This is a genomic window from Planococcus sp. RAB007_Raresut (assembly GCF_057369535.1).
In genome coordinates this window covers 288327-302489 of sequence record NZ_JBXYIF010000005.1, presented here as the reverse complement: position 1 = coordinate 302489, position 14163 = coordinate 288327, and the positions used below count along the sequence as shown (strand labels likewise).

The 14163-nt window shown below is 46.5% G+C and carries 15 protein-coding genes and 1 riboswitch; of the genes, 11 read left to right on the top strand and 4 right to left on the bottom strand.

Features of this window, described 5'->3' with window-relative positions:
* The first annotated feature begins 120 nt into the window (after nt 1–120).
* Nucleotides 121–477, top strand: coding sequence for a SpoIIAA family protein (locus tag AC2Q9J_RS12245; RefSeq protein WP_499040282.1), 357 nt, complete (start codon nt 121–123; stop codon nt 475–477).
* Nucleotides 478–809: 332 nt separating this feature from the next.
* Here the strand turns inward: AC2Q9J_RS12245 and AC2Q9J_RS12240 are convergent, their stop codons facing one another.
* Nucleotides 810–1019 carry a hypothetical protein gene (locus AC2Q9J_RS12240; RefSeq protein WP_499040280.1) on the bottom strand — a complete coding sequence of 70 codons (210 nt, stop codon included), beginning with the start codon at nt 1017–1019 and terminating at the stop codon, nt 810–812.
* 233 nt (nt 1020–1252) lie between these two features.
* Between AC2Q9J_RS12240 and AC2Q9J_RS12235 the strand changes: the two genes are divergently transcribed.
* From AC2Q9J_RS12235 to AC2Q9J_RS12195, 9 genes are all read left to right on the top strand, one after another.
* Nucleotides 1253–2446: a class I SAM-dependent rRNA methyltransferase gene (locus AC2Q9J_RS12235; protein ID WP_499040278.1), complete on the top strand. Its 1194-nt coding sequence runs from the start codon at nt 1253–1255 to the stop codon at nt 2444–2446.
* A gap of 13 nt (nt 2447–2459) precedes the next feature.
* Nucleotides 2460–2951, top strand: coding sequence for a DUF1648 domain-containing protein (locus tag AC2Q9J_RS12230; RefSeq protein ID WP_499040276.1), 492 nt, complete (start codon nt 2460–2462; stop codon nt 2949–2951).
* A 126-nt stretch (nt 2952–3077) separates the two neighbouring features.
* A complete protein-coding gene (locus AC2Q9J_RS12225) occupies nt 3078–3380 on the top strand; it encodes a DUF3817 domain-containing protein (protein WP_499040274.1) in 303 nt (100 codons plus the stop codon).
* A 131-nt stretch (nt 3381–3511) separates the two neighbouring features.
* A complete protein-coding gene (locus AC2Q9J_RS12220; RefSeq protein ID WP_499040272.1) occupies nt 3512–4726 on the top strand; it encodes an MFS transporter in 1215 nt (404 codons plus the stop codon).
* A 16-nt stretch (nt 4727–4742) separates the two neighbouring features.
* The gene (locus AC2Q9J_RS12215; protein WP_499040270.1) at nt 4743–5309 is read left to right on the top strand and encodes a GNAT family N-acetyltransferase; all 567 of its coding nucleotides are present in this window, start codon (nt 4743–4745) and stop codon (nt 5307–5309) included.
* A 154-nt stretch (nt 5310–5463) separates the two neighbouring features.
* Nucleotides 5464–7203, top strand: coding sequence for an ABC transporter ATP-binding protein (locus AC2Q9J_RS12210; protein ID WP_499040268.1), 1740 nt, complete (start codon nt 5464–5466; stop codon nt 7201–7203).
* A gap of 62 nt (nt 7204–7265) precedes the next feature.
* Nucleotides 7266–8030, top strand: coding sequence for a MerR family transcriptional regulator (locus AC2Q9J_RS12205; protein WP_499040266.1), 765 nt, complete (start codon nt 7266–7268; stop codon nt 8028–8030).
* Between the two features lie 170 nt (nt 8031–8200).
* The gene (locus AC2Q9J_RS12200; RefSeq protein ID WP_499040264.1) at nt 8201–8956 is read left to right on the top strand and encodes an endonuclease/exonuclease/phosphatase family protein; all 756 of its coding nucleotides are present in this window, start codon (nt 8201–8203) and stop codon (nt 8954–8956) included.
* A 124-nt stretch (nt 8957–9080) separates the two neighbouring features.
* Nucleotides 9081–9914, top strand: coding sequence for an endonuclease/exonuclease/phosphatase family protein (locus tag AC2Q9J_RS12195; protein ID WP_499040262.1), 834 nt, complete (start codon nt 9081–9083; stop codon nt 9912–9914).
* A gap of 324 nt (nt 9915–10238) precedes the next feature.
* Here AC2Q9J_RS12195 and AC2Q9J_RS12190 read toward each other — a convergent pair whose 3' ends face one another.
* From AC2Q9J_RS12190 to AC2Q9J_RS12180, 3 genes are all read right to left on the bottom strand, one after another.
* On the bottom strand, nt 10239–10868 hold the full coding sequence (locus AC2Q9J_RS12190; RefSeq protein ID WP_499040260.1) for a queuosine precursor transporter: 630 nt from the start codon (nt 10866–10868) through the stop codon (nt 10239–10241).
* Between the two features lie 12 nt (nt 10869–10880).
* Nucleotides 10881–11375, bottom strand: a complete 495-nt coding sequence (gene queF, locus AC2Q9J_RS12185; protein WP_112224277.1) for a preQ(1) synthase — start codon at nt 11373–11375, stop codon at nt 10881–10883.
* A 92-nt stretch (nt 11376–11467) separates the two neighbouring features.
* A riboswitch (PreQ1 riboswitch) is annotated at nt 11468–11515 on the bottom strand.
* Nucleotides 11516–11703: 188 nt separating this feature from the next.
* Nucleotides 11704–13011: a cytochrome P450 gene (locus AC2Q9J_RS12180; protein ID WP_499040258.1), complete on the bottom strand. Its 1308-nt coding sequence runs from the start codon at nt 13009–13011 to the stop codon at nt 11704–11706.
* Between the two features lie 199 nt (nt 13012–13210).
* Between AC2Q9J_RS12180 and AC2Q9J_RS12175 the strand changes: the two genes are divergently transcribed.
* On the top strand, nt 13211–14152 hold the full coding sequence (locus tag AC2Q9J_RS12175; RefSeq protein WP_499040256.1) for a phosphotransferase family protein: 942 nt from the start codon (nt 13211–13213) through the stop codon (nt 14150–14152).
* Nucleotides 14153–14163 lie beyond the last annotated feature (11 nt).

The following is a 14163-nucleotide window of genomic DNA, read 5'->3' as shown; positions in this document are numbered from 1 at the left end:
GGCTGCGAAACAGTTTTTTATTGTGGGTAAAAATCAGCTTTGAGTACATGGAGCTTTCAGTTTGACCGTCTGAGAATAGGGAATAGAATAATACGATAATTTTATGGAAGGGGCGGAAAAATGCTGACTTTAGTACCGAGTAAAGATATGGAAACAATTGCAGTGGAAATCGAAGGCCATGTAACACAAGATGATTTAACGAAGCTCGATAAAGTTATACAGGAAAAGTTTTCGGAAAAAGGGGAATTCAACCTTTACGCGATTCTTTATCATTTTGAAGGCGCTTCTTTTAAAGCGTTGCTCGAGGAGATGAAAATTGATGTAAAACGCTGGAGCCAATACAATAAATTGGCGGTAATCAGCGATGATGAGAAAGTCGAGAAGCTGGTCGAAACCAGTGACTATCTGCCATCCATCAAAACTAAGCATTTCGATATTAACCAGATGGAAGCGGCGTGGGAATGGATTTCTGAATAAGGATAATGATTGTGTCATTTTATCGGTACAGTCAAAGAAAGAGGCGTTTTGCACCTTTACAGGACAAAACGCCTCTTTTATTTGTCCAGACTCCAGCGGCCCAGCTCTTCGGGTCATAAGTCAGCCCAGCTGCCGTGGCAAAGGACGCCACTCTGCTGTTCTGTCTTATGCCTTTCAGAGCTTAACGGGCGCTGTCGCATTTCTAGTGTCCAGACTCCAGCGGCCCAGCTCTTCGGGTCATAAGCCAGCCCAGCTGCCGTGGCAAAGGACGCCACTCTGCTGTTCTGTCTTATGCCTTTCAGAGCTAAACGGGCGCTTACGCTTTTCCTTTATCATGGACCGATCTCTTCGACAGCCAGGAGCTCGGCTTTGACGATATGGTACATATTCAGCACAATCGTTTTGCCGGCAGCATCTTTGACTGGAAGCAAACTGACCATGACCCCGGAGAAATGGTATTCAATCGGACCTTCAAACCGAATATTCTCCAGCCATTCCCCGTTCGACAGAAGAATGTTATAGATGTGGATCTTTTTCTTCATGGCTCTTCCTCCTCAGCTGTTCTTCCAATGAAATAAGTGTATTGAGAGAGGCTTTGTTATACACTTATTATAAGATAAAGAGAAATTTCATTCAGTAGGGCTTTTGCCCTTACTGAATGTTAGTTGATCCAATCGGGTTTTTAGGGTCAGTTAAACTCCCGCTCGAAGAATTGGGAATTTTACTGACCATTAATACGGGATAAATGGGCAAAATACAGATAGGATGAGACTCGATGAAACAGGAAATCACTATAAAATTGAAAGACCAGTCCAAAACGGAAATTGCCGGAGGCTATCCGCTGATTACAAAAGATTCACTTGAAAACATCAACCAGTTAAAAGAAGAAGGTGTGATACTTAATCTGACAGACAGCAAAGGGCGCTTTGTGGCAAAAGCCTATTATGGCAATCAAAACAAAGGCGTCGGCTGGGTGCTGACCCGCAATGAATCTGAAAATATCGACCAGGCATTCATCGAGCGGAAACTTATCGAAGCACTGCGCCGCCGCCGTGAAATGTTCAATAATCCGGAAACTACCGCTTTCAGGCTGTTCAATGGGGAAGGCGACGGTTTCGGCGGCGTAATCATCGATTATTACGATGGTTATTTCCTGGTGAGCTGGTACAGCGAAGGGGTTTATTCGTTTAAAGAAGAATTTATTGCGGCGCTGAAAAATGTGGCGGAATTCAAAGGGATTTATGAGAAAAAACGCTTTGATACAAAAGGGCAATACATCGAAGATGATGATTTTGTCGCGGGTGAGCGCGGAGAATTCCCGCTGATCGTCAAGGAGAATGGCGTCAATTACGCCGTTTACATGAATGATGGAGCGATGACCGGCATCTTCCTGGATCAGCGGGAAGTCCGCAAAGCGATCAAGGAAAAATATGCGGAAGGAAAAACCGTATTAAATACGTTTTCCTATACCGGCGCATTCTCTGTCGCGGCTGCTCTCGGCGGAGCGGATAAAACGACCAGCGTCGATCTGGCAAAAAGAAGTAATGCCAAGACCATCGAGCAATTCAGCGTCAACGGCATCGATTACGAAAACCAGGACATACTCGTCATGGATGTTTTCAACTACTTCAAATACGCCAAGCGCAAAGAACTGAAATTCGATATCGTGATTTTGGATCCGCCGAGTTTTGCGCGTTCCAAGAAATATACATTCAGTACATCGAAAGACTATACGAATCTCATGAAAGAAGCGATTGCGATTACAGAAGACAAGGGTATCATCGTCGCTTCGACAAACAGCGCCTCTTTCGGGATGAAAAAGTTCAAAGGGTTCATTGACCGGGCATTCAAGGATCTGGGAAGAAAATACACCATTGTGGAAGAGCATTCCTTGCCGCCGGATTTTCGGGTCGATCCGAAATTCAAAGAAGGCGATTATTTGAAGGTATTATTCGTAAGATTGCAATAGGAGTTGAAAGGAATTGAAGAATCCGCCGAAATTAAAAATGGAGAAGACGGTCTTTGAACATTTTTTTGATTGGCTGGGTATTTTATCGTTTGCTTCAATCATAATTTATCTGCTTATCCAGTGGTCATCGATTCCCGGCACAGTGCCGATTCATTTTAACGGGGCAGGTGAAGCGGATGGCTGGGGTTCAAAAGGGAGGCTCTTCCTGCCGCTGTTTATCGGAATCGCTCTATGGACTGCCATGTACTTTCTGGAAAAAGAGCCGCATCTCCATAATTACTTGAATTTGAGGAAAGATAATATAAGAGAACAATATAAGAATTCCCAACTTCTCCTGAATGTAGTGAAAAACGAAATTTTGATTCTCTTTGCCTATTTTACCTGGACTAGTGTCCGGCTTGCCCGTGGCCAGGAAGATTGGCTCGGGGCATGGACAATGCCGTCCTTTTTAATTGTCCTTTTTGGATCAATGGTTTTTTTCATAGTCCGCAGTTTCCGGCTGTAAGGCGGAACATGTGACGGAAGTTTGGAGATGCTTCGGCTTTTTCGTCTGTTTTCCGCACCATCCACTTGTAGTGTTGGAAGCTCCTCTTCTATAATGATGAATAGAATGATTAAGGAGTAGAAGACCTTGAAAAATGCATTGAATCAATTTCGTTTTATGGGCATAGTTGAAGGCGGCTCTTTGCTGCTTCTTTTGTTTATCGCTATGCCGTTGAAATACTTTTTCGGCATGCCGGAAGCTGTCAGTGTCGTGGGCGCGCTTCACGGCGGGCTGTTTACCGTTTATGTATTAATGATCATCTACGCAACTTTTGCAGTGAGATGGCCGTTTCGTTTTACCGTAGGAGCTCTTGCCGTGGCATTTATTCCGTTCGGCAATTTCGTATTGGACAGAAGGCTCGAAAACTGGAAGCAATTGAAAGCAGCCTGAGGCACCTGGGGAGCGAGTCCCCCGGTGTCTTTTTGCGTCCAAACTGTTTTATAATAAAGAAATCAGCCATTGCATGGCATTGGTACTGAAATGATTATTTACATAAATAATATTCAATTGGAGGACCTGTAATGGCGAACGCATTAAAGACTTCTATGTCGGGGAATCCGGTTTATCCGGTCATGTTCGCAATCGGCGCTTGCCATTTGCTGAACGATTCCCTGCAAGCGGTCATTCCCGCAATGTTCCCGATATTGGAAGAAGACATGGGATTGACCTTTACACAATTGGGCCTGATCGCTTTTGCTTTAAATATGGTAGCCTCTGTTTTGCAGCCGGTAGTCGGATATATCAGTGATAAAAAACCCATGCCATATGCTTTGCCAATCGGGATGACGAGCTCTTTCCTGGGTATCGCGGGGCTCGCTTTTGCACCGGAATATTGGATGATTCTTGTGTCCGTTATTTTCCTGGGCTTTGGTTCGGCGGTGTTTCATCCTGAAGGATCACGCGTGTCCTATATGGCCGCGGGTTCGAAAAGAGGGTTGTCACAGTCCATCTATCAGGTCGGCGGCAATTCCGGTCAGGCGCTGGCGCCGCTGATCAGCGCGTTTATACTCGTGCCGCTTGGCCAGACGGGAGCAGCCTTGTTTTTATTCGTTGCGGCGCTCGGGATTTTTATCCTGTCCAAAATTTCACGCTGGTATAAAGATCAGCTGGAACAGGAAAAGCTGCAGAAAGTGAAGAAAGTGCTCTTGTCATCGTTGCCGGAAATGACCCGTAAACAGGTCGGCATCGCTTTGACTTTATTGCTGGTCATCATTTTTGCGCGTTCTTTTTACGTCACGAATATTACAAGCTTTTATATTTTTCATCTCATGGAAGCATATGGTCTGACGATTCAGCAAGGGCAGTTATACATATTCCTGTTCCTGGGTGTGGGTGCGGCGGGCACGTTCTTCGGCGGTCCGCTGGCTGATAAGATCGGGCGGAAAAATGTCATCGTCCTGTCGCTCGTTGTGCCAATTCCACTCGCTTTGCTGCTGCCGTATATGCCGCTGTTCGCGGTTCTGCTGCTGCTCGGCCTAATCGGTTTTTTCATCATGCTGAGCTTTTCAGTAACAGTCGTTTACGCACAGGAATTGGTGCCAAGTAAAATTGGCACAATGGCCGGGCTGACGGTTGGCCTGGCGTTCGGCATGGGCGCAATCGGCGGCGTAGTGATCGGCATCCTGATGGATTCGATCGGTGTTTATGAAACAATGGTGGTTGTGTCGTTTCTGCCGCTTCTGGGATTAGTCGGTCTCGGTTTGCCAAAAGATCGTAAAATCACCGCAGCTAACTAAGGGAGATGGAGTAATTATGGAGAAAAAAGTTGAAATACCTGAAGTTCCGGAAGAATTATTTACAGAGCGGCTGAAACTGCGCATGCCAAAGCCGGGAGATGGCAAAGTGATCAATGCAGCCATCAAAGCTTCTATGGATGAATTAAAGCCTTGGCTCGGATTTGTATTGGACAATCCTTCACCGATTGACACTGAAATCAATGCAATGGAAGCGCACATCCTTTTCTTGAAACGTGAGAATCTCCGCTATTTGATTTTTGATAAAGAAACAGATGAATTTATTGGATCGAGCGGGTTCCACAATATTGAATGGGATATGCCGAAAATGGAAATCGGCTATTGGATCGATACGGCACACAGCGGCAAAGGTTATATGATGGAAGCGGTGAGTACTTTGACGGAGCTGGCTTTGAACAGTTTCGGCTGCCGCCGCGTCGAAATCCTTTGTGACGCGGAGAACCTCAAAAGCCGCGCCGTCCCGGAAAAATTGGGATATGTACTGGAAGGTGTTTTACATAACGACGAATTATCAGTTGATGGAAAAAGGCTGACGGATACGTGCATTTACGCTAAATGGCAATAAAGAGAAACTTCATTCAGTGGGGGTTCTCCACCCCCTGCTGAATATTAGTTGATCCAATCGGGTTTTTACGGTCAGTTGATCTGCCACTTGGAGAAGGGGGAGTTTTACTGACCGTTAATACGGGATAAAATGACCACGACAGGAGTTTGAAAACATGGAAAAAAACCAAGAGAAAGACGGGTTAAAACCTTTCGTTTCTTTAATCCTATCATTGAAAATTCCTAAAGGGGCTTTGATATTCGGCTTGCTGGCAAGTTTGATCACGACACTTGTCGGGTTGGTCGTGCCGCTGCTGACAAGAAACCTGGTCGATGGTTTTTCAGTGGAGTCATTGAGTGTGCCTTTGATCATCGGCATCGTCGTCGCTTTCATCCTTCAGGCAGTCATCAACGGGATATCGATTTACATGCTCAGCAAAGTCGGGCAGCGGATTGTGGCCGGATTGCGCGATAAGATGTGGATTCGCCTGATCCGTTTGCGTGTCGGCTATTTTGACCAGCATTCAAGTGGTGAAACTGTCAGCCGGGTTGTCAGTGATACGGGAGTGGTACGAAACCTCATTACCGACCATTTCCCGAACTTCATCACGGGCATCGTTTCCATTGTCGGCGCTGTAACAATTCTTTTGATACTCGACTGGAAAATGACGCTGATCATGCTGCTTGCTGTGCCCGTCACTGTCTTGATCATGATTCCTCTTGGCCGGCGCATGGCAAAAATTTCACGGACCCTGCAGGATGAGACTGCCGAATTTACTGGACATGTTCAGCAGACAATCAGTGAGATCCGCTTAATGAAATCTTCCACTGCTGAAATGGTGGAAGAGCGTAAAGGCTTGAACGGCATTCAGCAGCTTTTCAGAACAGGTATGAGGGAAGCGAAGATCTATGCAATCATTGCGCCGCTTATGTATGTCGTGATGATGGCGGTAATTGTGACGATTATCGGCTACGGCGGGATACGGGTAGCGGAAGGCACGATGTCGACAGGTTCACTCGTGGCGTTTCTATTGTATTTATTCCAGATCATCATGCCGGTCACCACTTTTGCGATGTTCTTCACGGAACTGCAAAAAGCGAAAGGGGCGACGGAGCGGATCATCGGAATTCTGGAGTTGCCGCTTGAAGAAGGGCAAGAGGGAAAAGACATGGATATTGCCGGCAAGACATTGCGCGTTTCCGGCGTGACGTTTTCGTATGAAACCGGTGAACCAGTGCTGCAGGACGTTAGCTTTGAAGCGCAGCCGGGTGAAATGATCGCGTTCGCCGGACCGAGCGGCGGCGGGAAGACGACTGTGTTCGGTTTGCTTGAACGTTTCTATGAACCGCAACATGGCGAAATCCTTATCGGCGATGTGCCGATCCGGGAGCTTTCCATCAATTCATGGCGTGACCAGATCGGTTACGTGTCACAGGAATCGGCTATGATGGGCGGGACGATCCGTGCCAATCTGACGTATGGTTTGGCAGACGCTGAAGCGATACCGGATGAGCAATTATGGACTGTCGCAAGAATGGCGTATGCGGAAGATTTCATCAAGGAATTTCCGGACGGTTTGGATACACAAGTTGGTGAGCGCGGCGTTAAATTGTCGGGTGGACAAAGACAGCGGATTGCGATTGCCCGTGCTTTCCTGCGTGACCCGAAAATCCTCATGATGGACGAAGCGACGGCCAGTCTTGACAGCCAATCGGAAGGCATCGTCCAGCAGGCGTTGAGCCGTCTGATGGAAGGGCGCACGACTTTGGTCATCGCCCACCGGCTTTCAACCATTGTGGACGCTGATAAAATTGTCTTTATTGAAAAAGGGCGGGTGACCGGTATGGGCAAACACAGTGAATTGACTGGTTCCCATAATCTTTACCGTGAATTTGCGGAACAGCAATTAACCTGACATTAATGCTTGACCTTGACGCAGCGTAAAGGTGTAATGTGGATTCATCAGGAGGTGAGGAGATGGAATATACCGTTCAGAAGTTGGCGCGGATGGCGGGAGTCAGTACGAGGACTCTTCGTTATTACGATGAAATCGGATTATTGGAGCCCGCCAGGAAAAATTCATCCGGTTATCGGATTTACGGCAGGGAAGAAGTCGATAAGCTGCAGCAGATTCTTTTTTACCGTGAACTCGGGCTGGACTTGGACAGCATCCAAAAAATCATTTCGAATCCTTCATTCGACGGACCGTCCGCGCTCCGGATGCACCGGGAAAAACTCCTCGCCCGGCGCCGCCAGCTGGATCTCCTGATCACTAATGTGGAATCCACGATTTCCGCAGCAGAAGGGAAGAGCACAATGGCTGACAATGAAAAATTCAGAGGATTCAAGCAGAAACTGGTTGATGACAACGAGCAGAAGTATGGAGAAGAAGTTCGCGGGAAATACGGCGACGACACGGTCGACAAGTCGAATGCGAAGATGCTCAATATGAGTGAAGAGAAATATGAAGAGTTCAAAAGCTTGGAGCAGGAAGTGCTGGATGCGCTTGCGGAAGCATGCGAAGCTGGAGATCCTTCGGGCGAACTGGCTCAGAAAACGGCTGATCTCCATAAGGAGTGGCTGTCGTTCACATGGCCAACTTACAGCAAAGAAGCGCATGCGGGACTTGCGCAGATGTATGTCGATGACGAGCGTTTTGCCGCTTATTATGACAGGGCATGCGAGGGCGGCGCGAAGTTCTTGCGCGATGCGATCTTGGTGTATACAGGGGTAGAGCCGTAGAGTTCATTTGAATAAGGCAATAAATGATGGATGGCTGCGAATTTTATATTCGTAGCTTTTTTAATTTATCTGCCCCTTCTTTTATTTGCATAAAATTTGAAATATAATTCCACCGCTAGTTTCATATATTGCTGACAGGGAAAAGCTGATAAAAAGAGGAGGCCGCCTAAATGACTGCTGCGGATTCAACACTCGGAATAATGAGTTTTAATATTTCTTCAGGTTTGACGATGGATGGCCGCCTCGATCTTGAGCTTACGGCTACGGTCATTGAAAATGCGGAAGTGGATATTGTGGGGCTGCAGGAAGTGGACCAGAATTTCTCGGAACGGACCGATTTCACCGACCAGGTTAAGTGGCTGTCCGACAGGCTGAATATGCATGTGGCGTTCGGACCCAATTTGACTGCGCATCCGGCTGATGCAAAATGGCCGATGCAAGCTTACGGCAACGCCATATTGAGCCGTTATCCGATCAAGAAATATCAAAATCATTTATTGGAGAAACTGGAAGAAGGACCCGAAAGTGAACAAAGAGGGTTGCTGGAAGCGACTATTGAAATAAATGGCCAATCAATTGCATTTTTCAATACACATTTGGCATTGAATGAAAAACAGCTTGAACGCAATATTGAAGAATTGCTGAGCATCATCAGGAATCAAGACCTGCCGGCAGTTTTGACCGGCGACTTTAACGCGGAACCGAACAGTCCGCATATGAAACGAATTGAAGAAGAACTCGACAATGTCTTTGGAGCGCCCGCTTCCCATCCCGAAACTTATAAAAAAGAAGGTGACCATGGCCAAAAAATCGACTTTATTTTCTACAGCAGGCACTGGCAAGTACTTGAAGCGGAAACCATCGATACGGAAGCGTCCGATCACAGACCAATCCTCGCTGTTTTGGAACTCTACCCTAAAGCTTAATAAACTTTACAAACTTTTACACGGCTGATACAGTAATTTCTCCGGGAGCTTGCTATACTAAACTCGAAATCAAAAGCAGATCTTTTGAGCAAACAAAGTTTGTCCCAAAAAAGGAGAGCGAAGCATGAAAAACAGGAAACCGCCAATTGTCAAAGTCATGTCGTTTAACATCGCCCACGGTTTAGGTATGGATGGAATTACGGATCTTGAGAGGACGGCTACTGTTATTGAAGATTCCTGCGCAACCGTTATCGGCTTGCAGGAAGTCGATCGATTCTTTGGGGAGCGGAGTCAGTTTATGGATCAGGTGGAGTGGCTTGGAAACCGGCTTGGCATGTATACCGCATACGGTGCCAACTTGGATTATCCCCCGGAGCGGGAAGGAATGCCGAATCAGCAGTACGGCAACGCAATTTTAAGTAAATATCCCATCACATACAGTAAGAATCACCATATGACTCCCGTCAAACAATGGTACGGAAACGATGAGCAACGCGGAGTTCTGGAAGCGGTCATCGAAATAGATGATATGGCTATCAATGTTTTTAACGCACATCTTTCATTGAAAGATGAAGAATTAAAACTTAGCGTCAAAGAGATATTGGCTTTGACGGAAAAGAGCAAGTTCCCTTGTATCGTAATGGGCGACTTTAACGCTCCGCCGTTTTATGCGCCAATCCGGAAAATGAACCGCCATTTTACAGATGCCTTTTTGAAGATGAAAAGAGGCGACGCTTATACGTATCCATCACCGCATTCATACCATACAACGGGTGTGGACTTGAAGCCTGTCACCCGCATTGATTATATTTTCTTCAGCCCGGAGATGGAAGTTGCGCAAACCGCGACAATTTCGACCGATGTTTCCGACCATTTGCCAATCGTGGCGGATCTGGTGCTGGCAAGAAAAAAACAGCTTATGCCGCAAAAGGAAAAACTATCAAAAGCGAAAGCTTAGTAAGGAACTAAGAATATATTAGCGATAGAAAAGAGGAGAGCCGGACTGGCTCTCCTCTTTTTATACTATCAACCAATACTATTTGAACTAGAGGTACTGCTTTTTCAATTAATAAAGCTGAAGGATTTTTTTATAGAAAGAGTTTAGAGATATGGAGCAAAACAGCGAAGACTCCCAGGGGAGTAGAAGCGGAGTTGGATTTCCAACTCCGTTTCGAGCGAAGTGCTGAGATCCACTCGGGTGAAGTGAAACGAGCCCGAGTTAGCTCAGCGCAAGCCCCCAGGAAAGCGAAGCTGTTTTGCGGAATATCGGTTCAGTATTTAATTAATTATAAATCGCCTTGCCGGAAACTTGTTCGCGGCGGCATAATTTGACGAGCAGATAGACAAGCGGTGTATCTGCAGTTGCCACGATCCACTTGAACAAGTATTGCGTGACAATCATGCCGATCAATGCGCCGACAGGCATAGTCCCCGCAAATGCAATCGTGATGAAAATAGTTGTGTCGGCAAGCTGGCTCACCATCGTAGAAGCGTTATTGCGGACCCACAATTTGGATTCGCCGTGGCGCTCTTTTAATTTATGGAAAATGGTGACGTCCAGGTTTTGGCTGATGAAATAAGAAACCAGGCTGGCTAAAGTGACGCGGAAACCTGCCGAAAAGATGGATTCAAAAGATGCCTGGTCGCCGAAGAATGGAGCAGCCGGCAAGTGGATAGCGAAAAAGATGAAAGCCAGTGCCGCGAGTTGCGTGATGAAACCTGCGAGGACCGTTTTTCTTGCCGCTTCTTTACCGTAAACTTCCGCAATCGTGTCTGTAATTGGGAAAGTGAAAACATAGACGATGACTGCAGCCGGCAGCACCATCCACTCGCCGATACTGAATAATTTCACCGCCAGGATATTGGAAAGGATCAATAAGCCGACAAACGCGCCGTTCAAATAAAGCAACATGGATATTCCCCCTTATCGATTGGTTATCGTTTCAGGATTCATGTCGTGATTCATCATCCGGTACGATGCCATTTCTTCGTATTTTGTTCCTGGTTTACCGTAATTGGTATAAGGGTCAATCGACAATCCGCCGCGTGGAGTGAATTTGCCCCACACTTCGATGTAGCGGGGATCAAGCAGATCGATCAGGTCATTCATGATGATATTGACCACGTCTTCATGGAAATCACCATGATTGCGGAAACTGAAGAAATACAATTTCAGCGATTTGCTTTCCACCAATTTTTTATCGGGAATAAAGCTCAGATAAATCGTTGCGAAATCCGGCTGGCCAGTCTGTGGACAAAGCGATGTGAACTCCGGATTATTGAACTTCACGAAGTAATCGCGGGTGTGCATATTATCGATCGCTTCCAAAACTTCTGGAGCGTATTCGTATTTATATTTTGTGTCTTGATTGCCGAGCAACGTTAAATGATCCAATGTGTCTTCGTTTCTTCCTGCCATTAAAAAAAGCCTCCTCGAATGCAGTTTCGGGAGAGGCTATAAAAAAGGGAAAAAGAAAAAGCCAAATCGCATGTGGATTTGGCTGAGTTTCAAAATCCATAGTTTTTTATAGAGGGTGAAATGCTATGAACCTCTCCCGTCACCGGGTTATTTAATTTCCTCATTCATCGTATAAGAACCGGAGTTCGCTGTCAATCTTATTTTCTCTGTCTAGACTCCAGCGCCCAACTCTTCGGGTCATAAGTTAACCCAGCTCTGCGGTCAGGACCGCTTCGCTGGGTCGCCTTATGCCTTTAAGAGCTTAACGGGCGCTTCCGCTTTTCTTTATTTACATTACCGTCTGGCTGTGGCGATGCTTGATGATGTTATCAGGCGACTGGCGGATTTTGACGACATCACTGATGATGAACCGGCTTTTCGGCATTGTCGGCATACGCGCCATATCGTAACTTAAATCTTGTTCAGGGACGTTATAGGTGATGTTTTCCGTCAAATATTTAAAGAATGATTGCATAACCATTACCGTCATCCACTCGCCTGCGCAGCGGTGGCCGGCATGATGGTCGCCGCCGCCCTGCGGTACGAAAGCGAAGGGGCTGCCTTTCCAATTTTCAAAGCGTTCCGGGATGAATTCATCGGCATTTTCCCAATGGTCCGGATGCCTGTTCGTTCCGAAAAGATCCAATACGACGAGCATTCCTTCTTTTACATGGTAACCATGCCAGATAAAATCACGGTTCGCTTTTGCTGCCATTGCTGGAGCAAATGGGTAATAACGACGCACTTCCTGTGCGAATAATTTACTGAAATTGTTTTCATCGGCTTGCAATTTCGATTTCATTTCAGGGTACTCATGAATCGCCAAAGCGCCGAAAACAATCAGATAGGCGGCAGCGATGATTGGTCTGTAGGCATTATTCAAATCGACTGCGGCTACATCAAGGTCGAGTAATTTCCCTTCAGGAGATTTTTGCATAGCAACGATATAAGCGGCTGTGTGGGAAGGTGGTGAATAGACCCGTGACCGGATATCGCGGATGATTCCCTTCAGCCATGCTTCGTGGCTCTTGCGGGCTTCAGCCCCTTCTTTGAAACGGGTGAGGGATCCGCCAAAAGAGTCCACCATTGCAACAAGTTCCTGCGTCCGTTGCTTGACTTCACTTTCTTTTAACGGCAGTCCGGCCCAATTCATTACTGAACGCGCCAGAACTTCTTCAATTTCATCGAGCAACAGAACTTCGTCCATAGATTCCCATTGCGCTGCTTTTTTATCCAGTTCTTCTATCGCCAGTCGTTTCATATCTTCTAATCTCTCAGGTGTCATCATGGATAAAAACATGCGCTTCTGGTGATGATGGTCTTCGCCGTCTCGTCCATGCAGCCCGCCTTCTCCAAGTAACGTCTTCTTCAGAGGGGACGGAGCTGCCCCTTCCCGTTTGAAATATTTATTGTCATAAAAAACTGCCGCCGCTTCTTCCCCGGCGATGCAAAGAGATTTTTTACCCAATAAACGCGCTTCGAAGATATCTGACTCCAATTCTTTACGGCGGCTTGGAAGGAAGTTGAAGCCTTCATTGATCAAATACATCGTACTGTCGAACTCTTTGGCTTTTGGAATAGGTTTTTTTACTCTCATCGATTTTTATCCTCCTTATTAAATGAAGCCGAATGGCTGAAAAGGCAGTAAATCCGCAATTTATTATATATAAAAAGCATACCCGTACAGTGTCTGTCTAAACGCTGGTGTAGGCAGCGATGGCTGGAGAGTGAAGTCAGCGATAATGTGTTATAAGATGAAGTGGAGATAAAAATCATGTTCGTACAGTGAGAAAGCGGTGAGATCTATTAACATTCAAAATTATAAGGAACCGACTTCAGAAAGCATTGCCTGGGTTAAAGCGATTATTGGAAAGCCGGTGGAAAGAGCCGGGATAAAAAGACTGCAAGGCGGCACCTCTTCGCTTGTATTTGAAATACCTTTTCAAAATGAAAATTTGCAGGAAAGTTTAATTCTCCGGTTGTTCCATAAAAAAGACTGGTTGGAAATGGAGCCGGACTTAGCCCGGCACGAAGCGGGAAGTCTGCAGGAAGCAGCTTCTTTATTCATACCCTCACCGGGAGTTATCGCATTTGATGAGACCGGGGAGAAATGCGGAATGCCTGCAGTACTGATGACAAAACTTGCCGGGGATACTATTTTACAGCCTTCAGATAGAGCGGACTGGCTCGATAAGATGGCTAAATGTCTGGCGGAGATTCATCAGCATAAAGCCGAGAACTTCGATTTTGAGTATTTTTCCTATAACGATGCGTTAAGGTTGGAAAAACCGTTGTGGTCGAAATTTCAGGATGACTGGATGCGCGCTTTTTATATAGTGGCGGGGGTCCGGCCGCGGACAGAGTATTGCTTTATCCACCGGGACTATCATCCGGCGAATGTTCTTTGGCAGAACGGGGAAATATCGGGAGTAGTGGATTGGGTTAATGCTTGCCGCGGACCCGCGGGAGTTGATATTGGCCATTGCCGGGTGAATTTGACGCAATTATATGGCCTCTCCGCCGCCGATGGTTTTCTCAAAGCGTACATCAAATACGCGGATGATACTTTCCGCTACGATCCTTATTGGGATCTTTTGTCGTTGACGGATACCCTGGACGGTCCGCCGAAAGTCTATGGCGGATGGAGTGAACTTGGCATGACGGGTTTGTCAGATGAACTGATCCGCCACCGCCTGGACGAGTATTTGCTGAGCCTGCTTGACCGCTTTGATGATTGACAGGGCAGGTT

What these genes read in the sequence shown, in the direction of transcription:
- AC2Q9J_RS12205 (WP_499040266.1), top strand. Translation starts at nt 7,266, where the DNA reads ATGGAATATACCGTTCAGAAGTTGGCGCGGATGGCGGGAGTCAGTACG.
- AC2Q9J_RS12210 (WP_499040268.1), top strand. Translation starts at nt 5,464, where the DNA reads ATGGAAAAAAACCAAGAGAAAGACGGGTTAAAACCTTTCGTTTCTTTA.
- AC2Q9J_RS12235 (WP_499040278.1), top strand. Translation starts at nt 1,253, where the DNA reads ATGAAACAGGAAATCACTATAAAATTGAAAGACCAGTCCAAAACGGAA.
- AC2Q9J_RS12180 (WP_499040258.1), bottom strand. Translation starts at nt 13,011, where the DNA reads ATGAGAGTAAAAAAACCTATTCCAAAAGCCAAAGAGTTCGACAGTACG.
- queF (WP_112224277.1), bottom strand. Translation starts at nt 11,375, where the DNA reads ATGGCAGGAAGAAACGAAGACACATTGGATCATTTAACGTTGCTCGGC.
- AC2Q9J_RS12200 (WP_499040264.1), top strand. Translation starts at nt 8,201, where the DNA reads ATGACTGCTGCGGATTCAACACTCGGAATAATGAGTTTTAATATTTCT.
- AC2Q9J_RS12240 (WP_499040280.1), bottom strand. Translation starts at nt 1,019, where the DNA reads ATGAAGAAAAAGATCCACATCTATAACATTCTTCTGTCGAACGGGGAA.
- AC2Q9J_RS12220 (WP_499040272.1), top strand. Translation starts at nt 3,512, where the DNA reads ATGGCGAACGCATTAAAGACTTCTATGTCGGGGAATCCGGTTTATCCG.
- AC2Q9J_RS12245 (WP_499040282.1), top strand. Translation starts at nt 121, where the DNA reads ATGCTGACTTTAGTACCGAGTAAAGATATGGAAACAATTGCAGTGGAA.
- AC2Q9J_RS12195 (WP_499040262.1), top strand. Translation starts at nt 9,081, where the DNA reads ATGAAAAACAGGAAACCGCCAATTGTCAAAGTCATGTCGTTTAACATC.
- AC2Q9J_RS12190 (WP_499040260.1), bottom strand. Translation starts at nt 10,868, where the DNA reads ATGTTGCTTTATTTGAACGGCGCGTTTGTCGGCTTATTGATCCTTTCC.
- AC2Q9J_RS12215 (WP_499040270.1), top strand. Translation starts at nt 4,743, where the DNA reads ATGGAGAAAAAAGTTGAAATACCTGAAGTTCCGGAAGAATTATTTACA.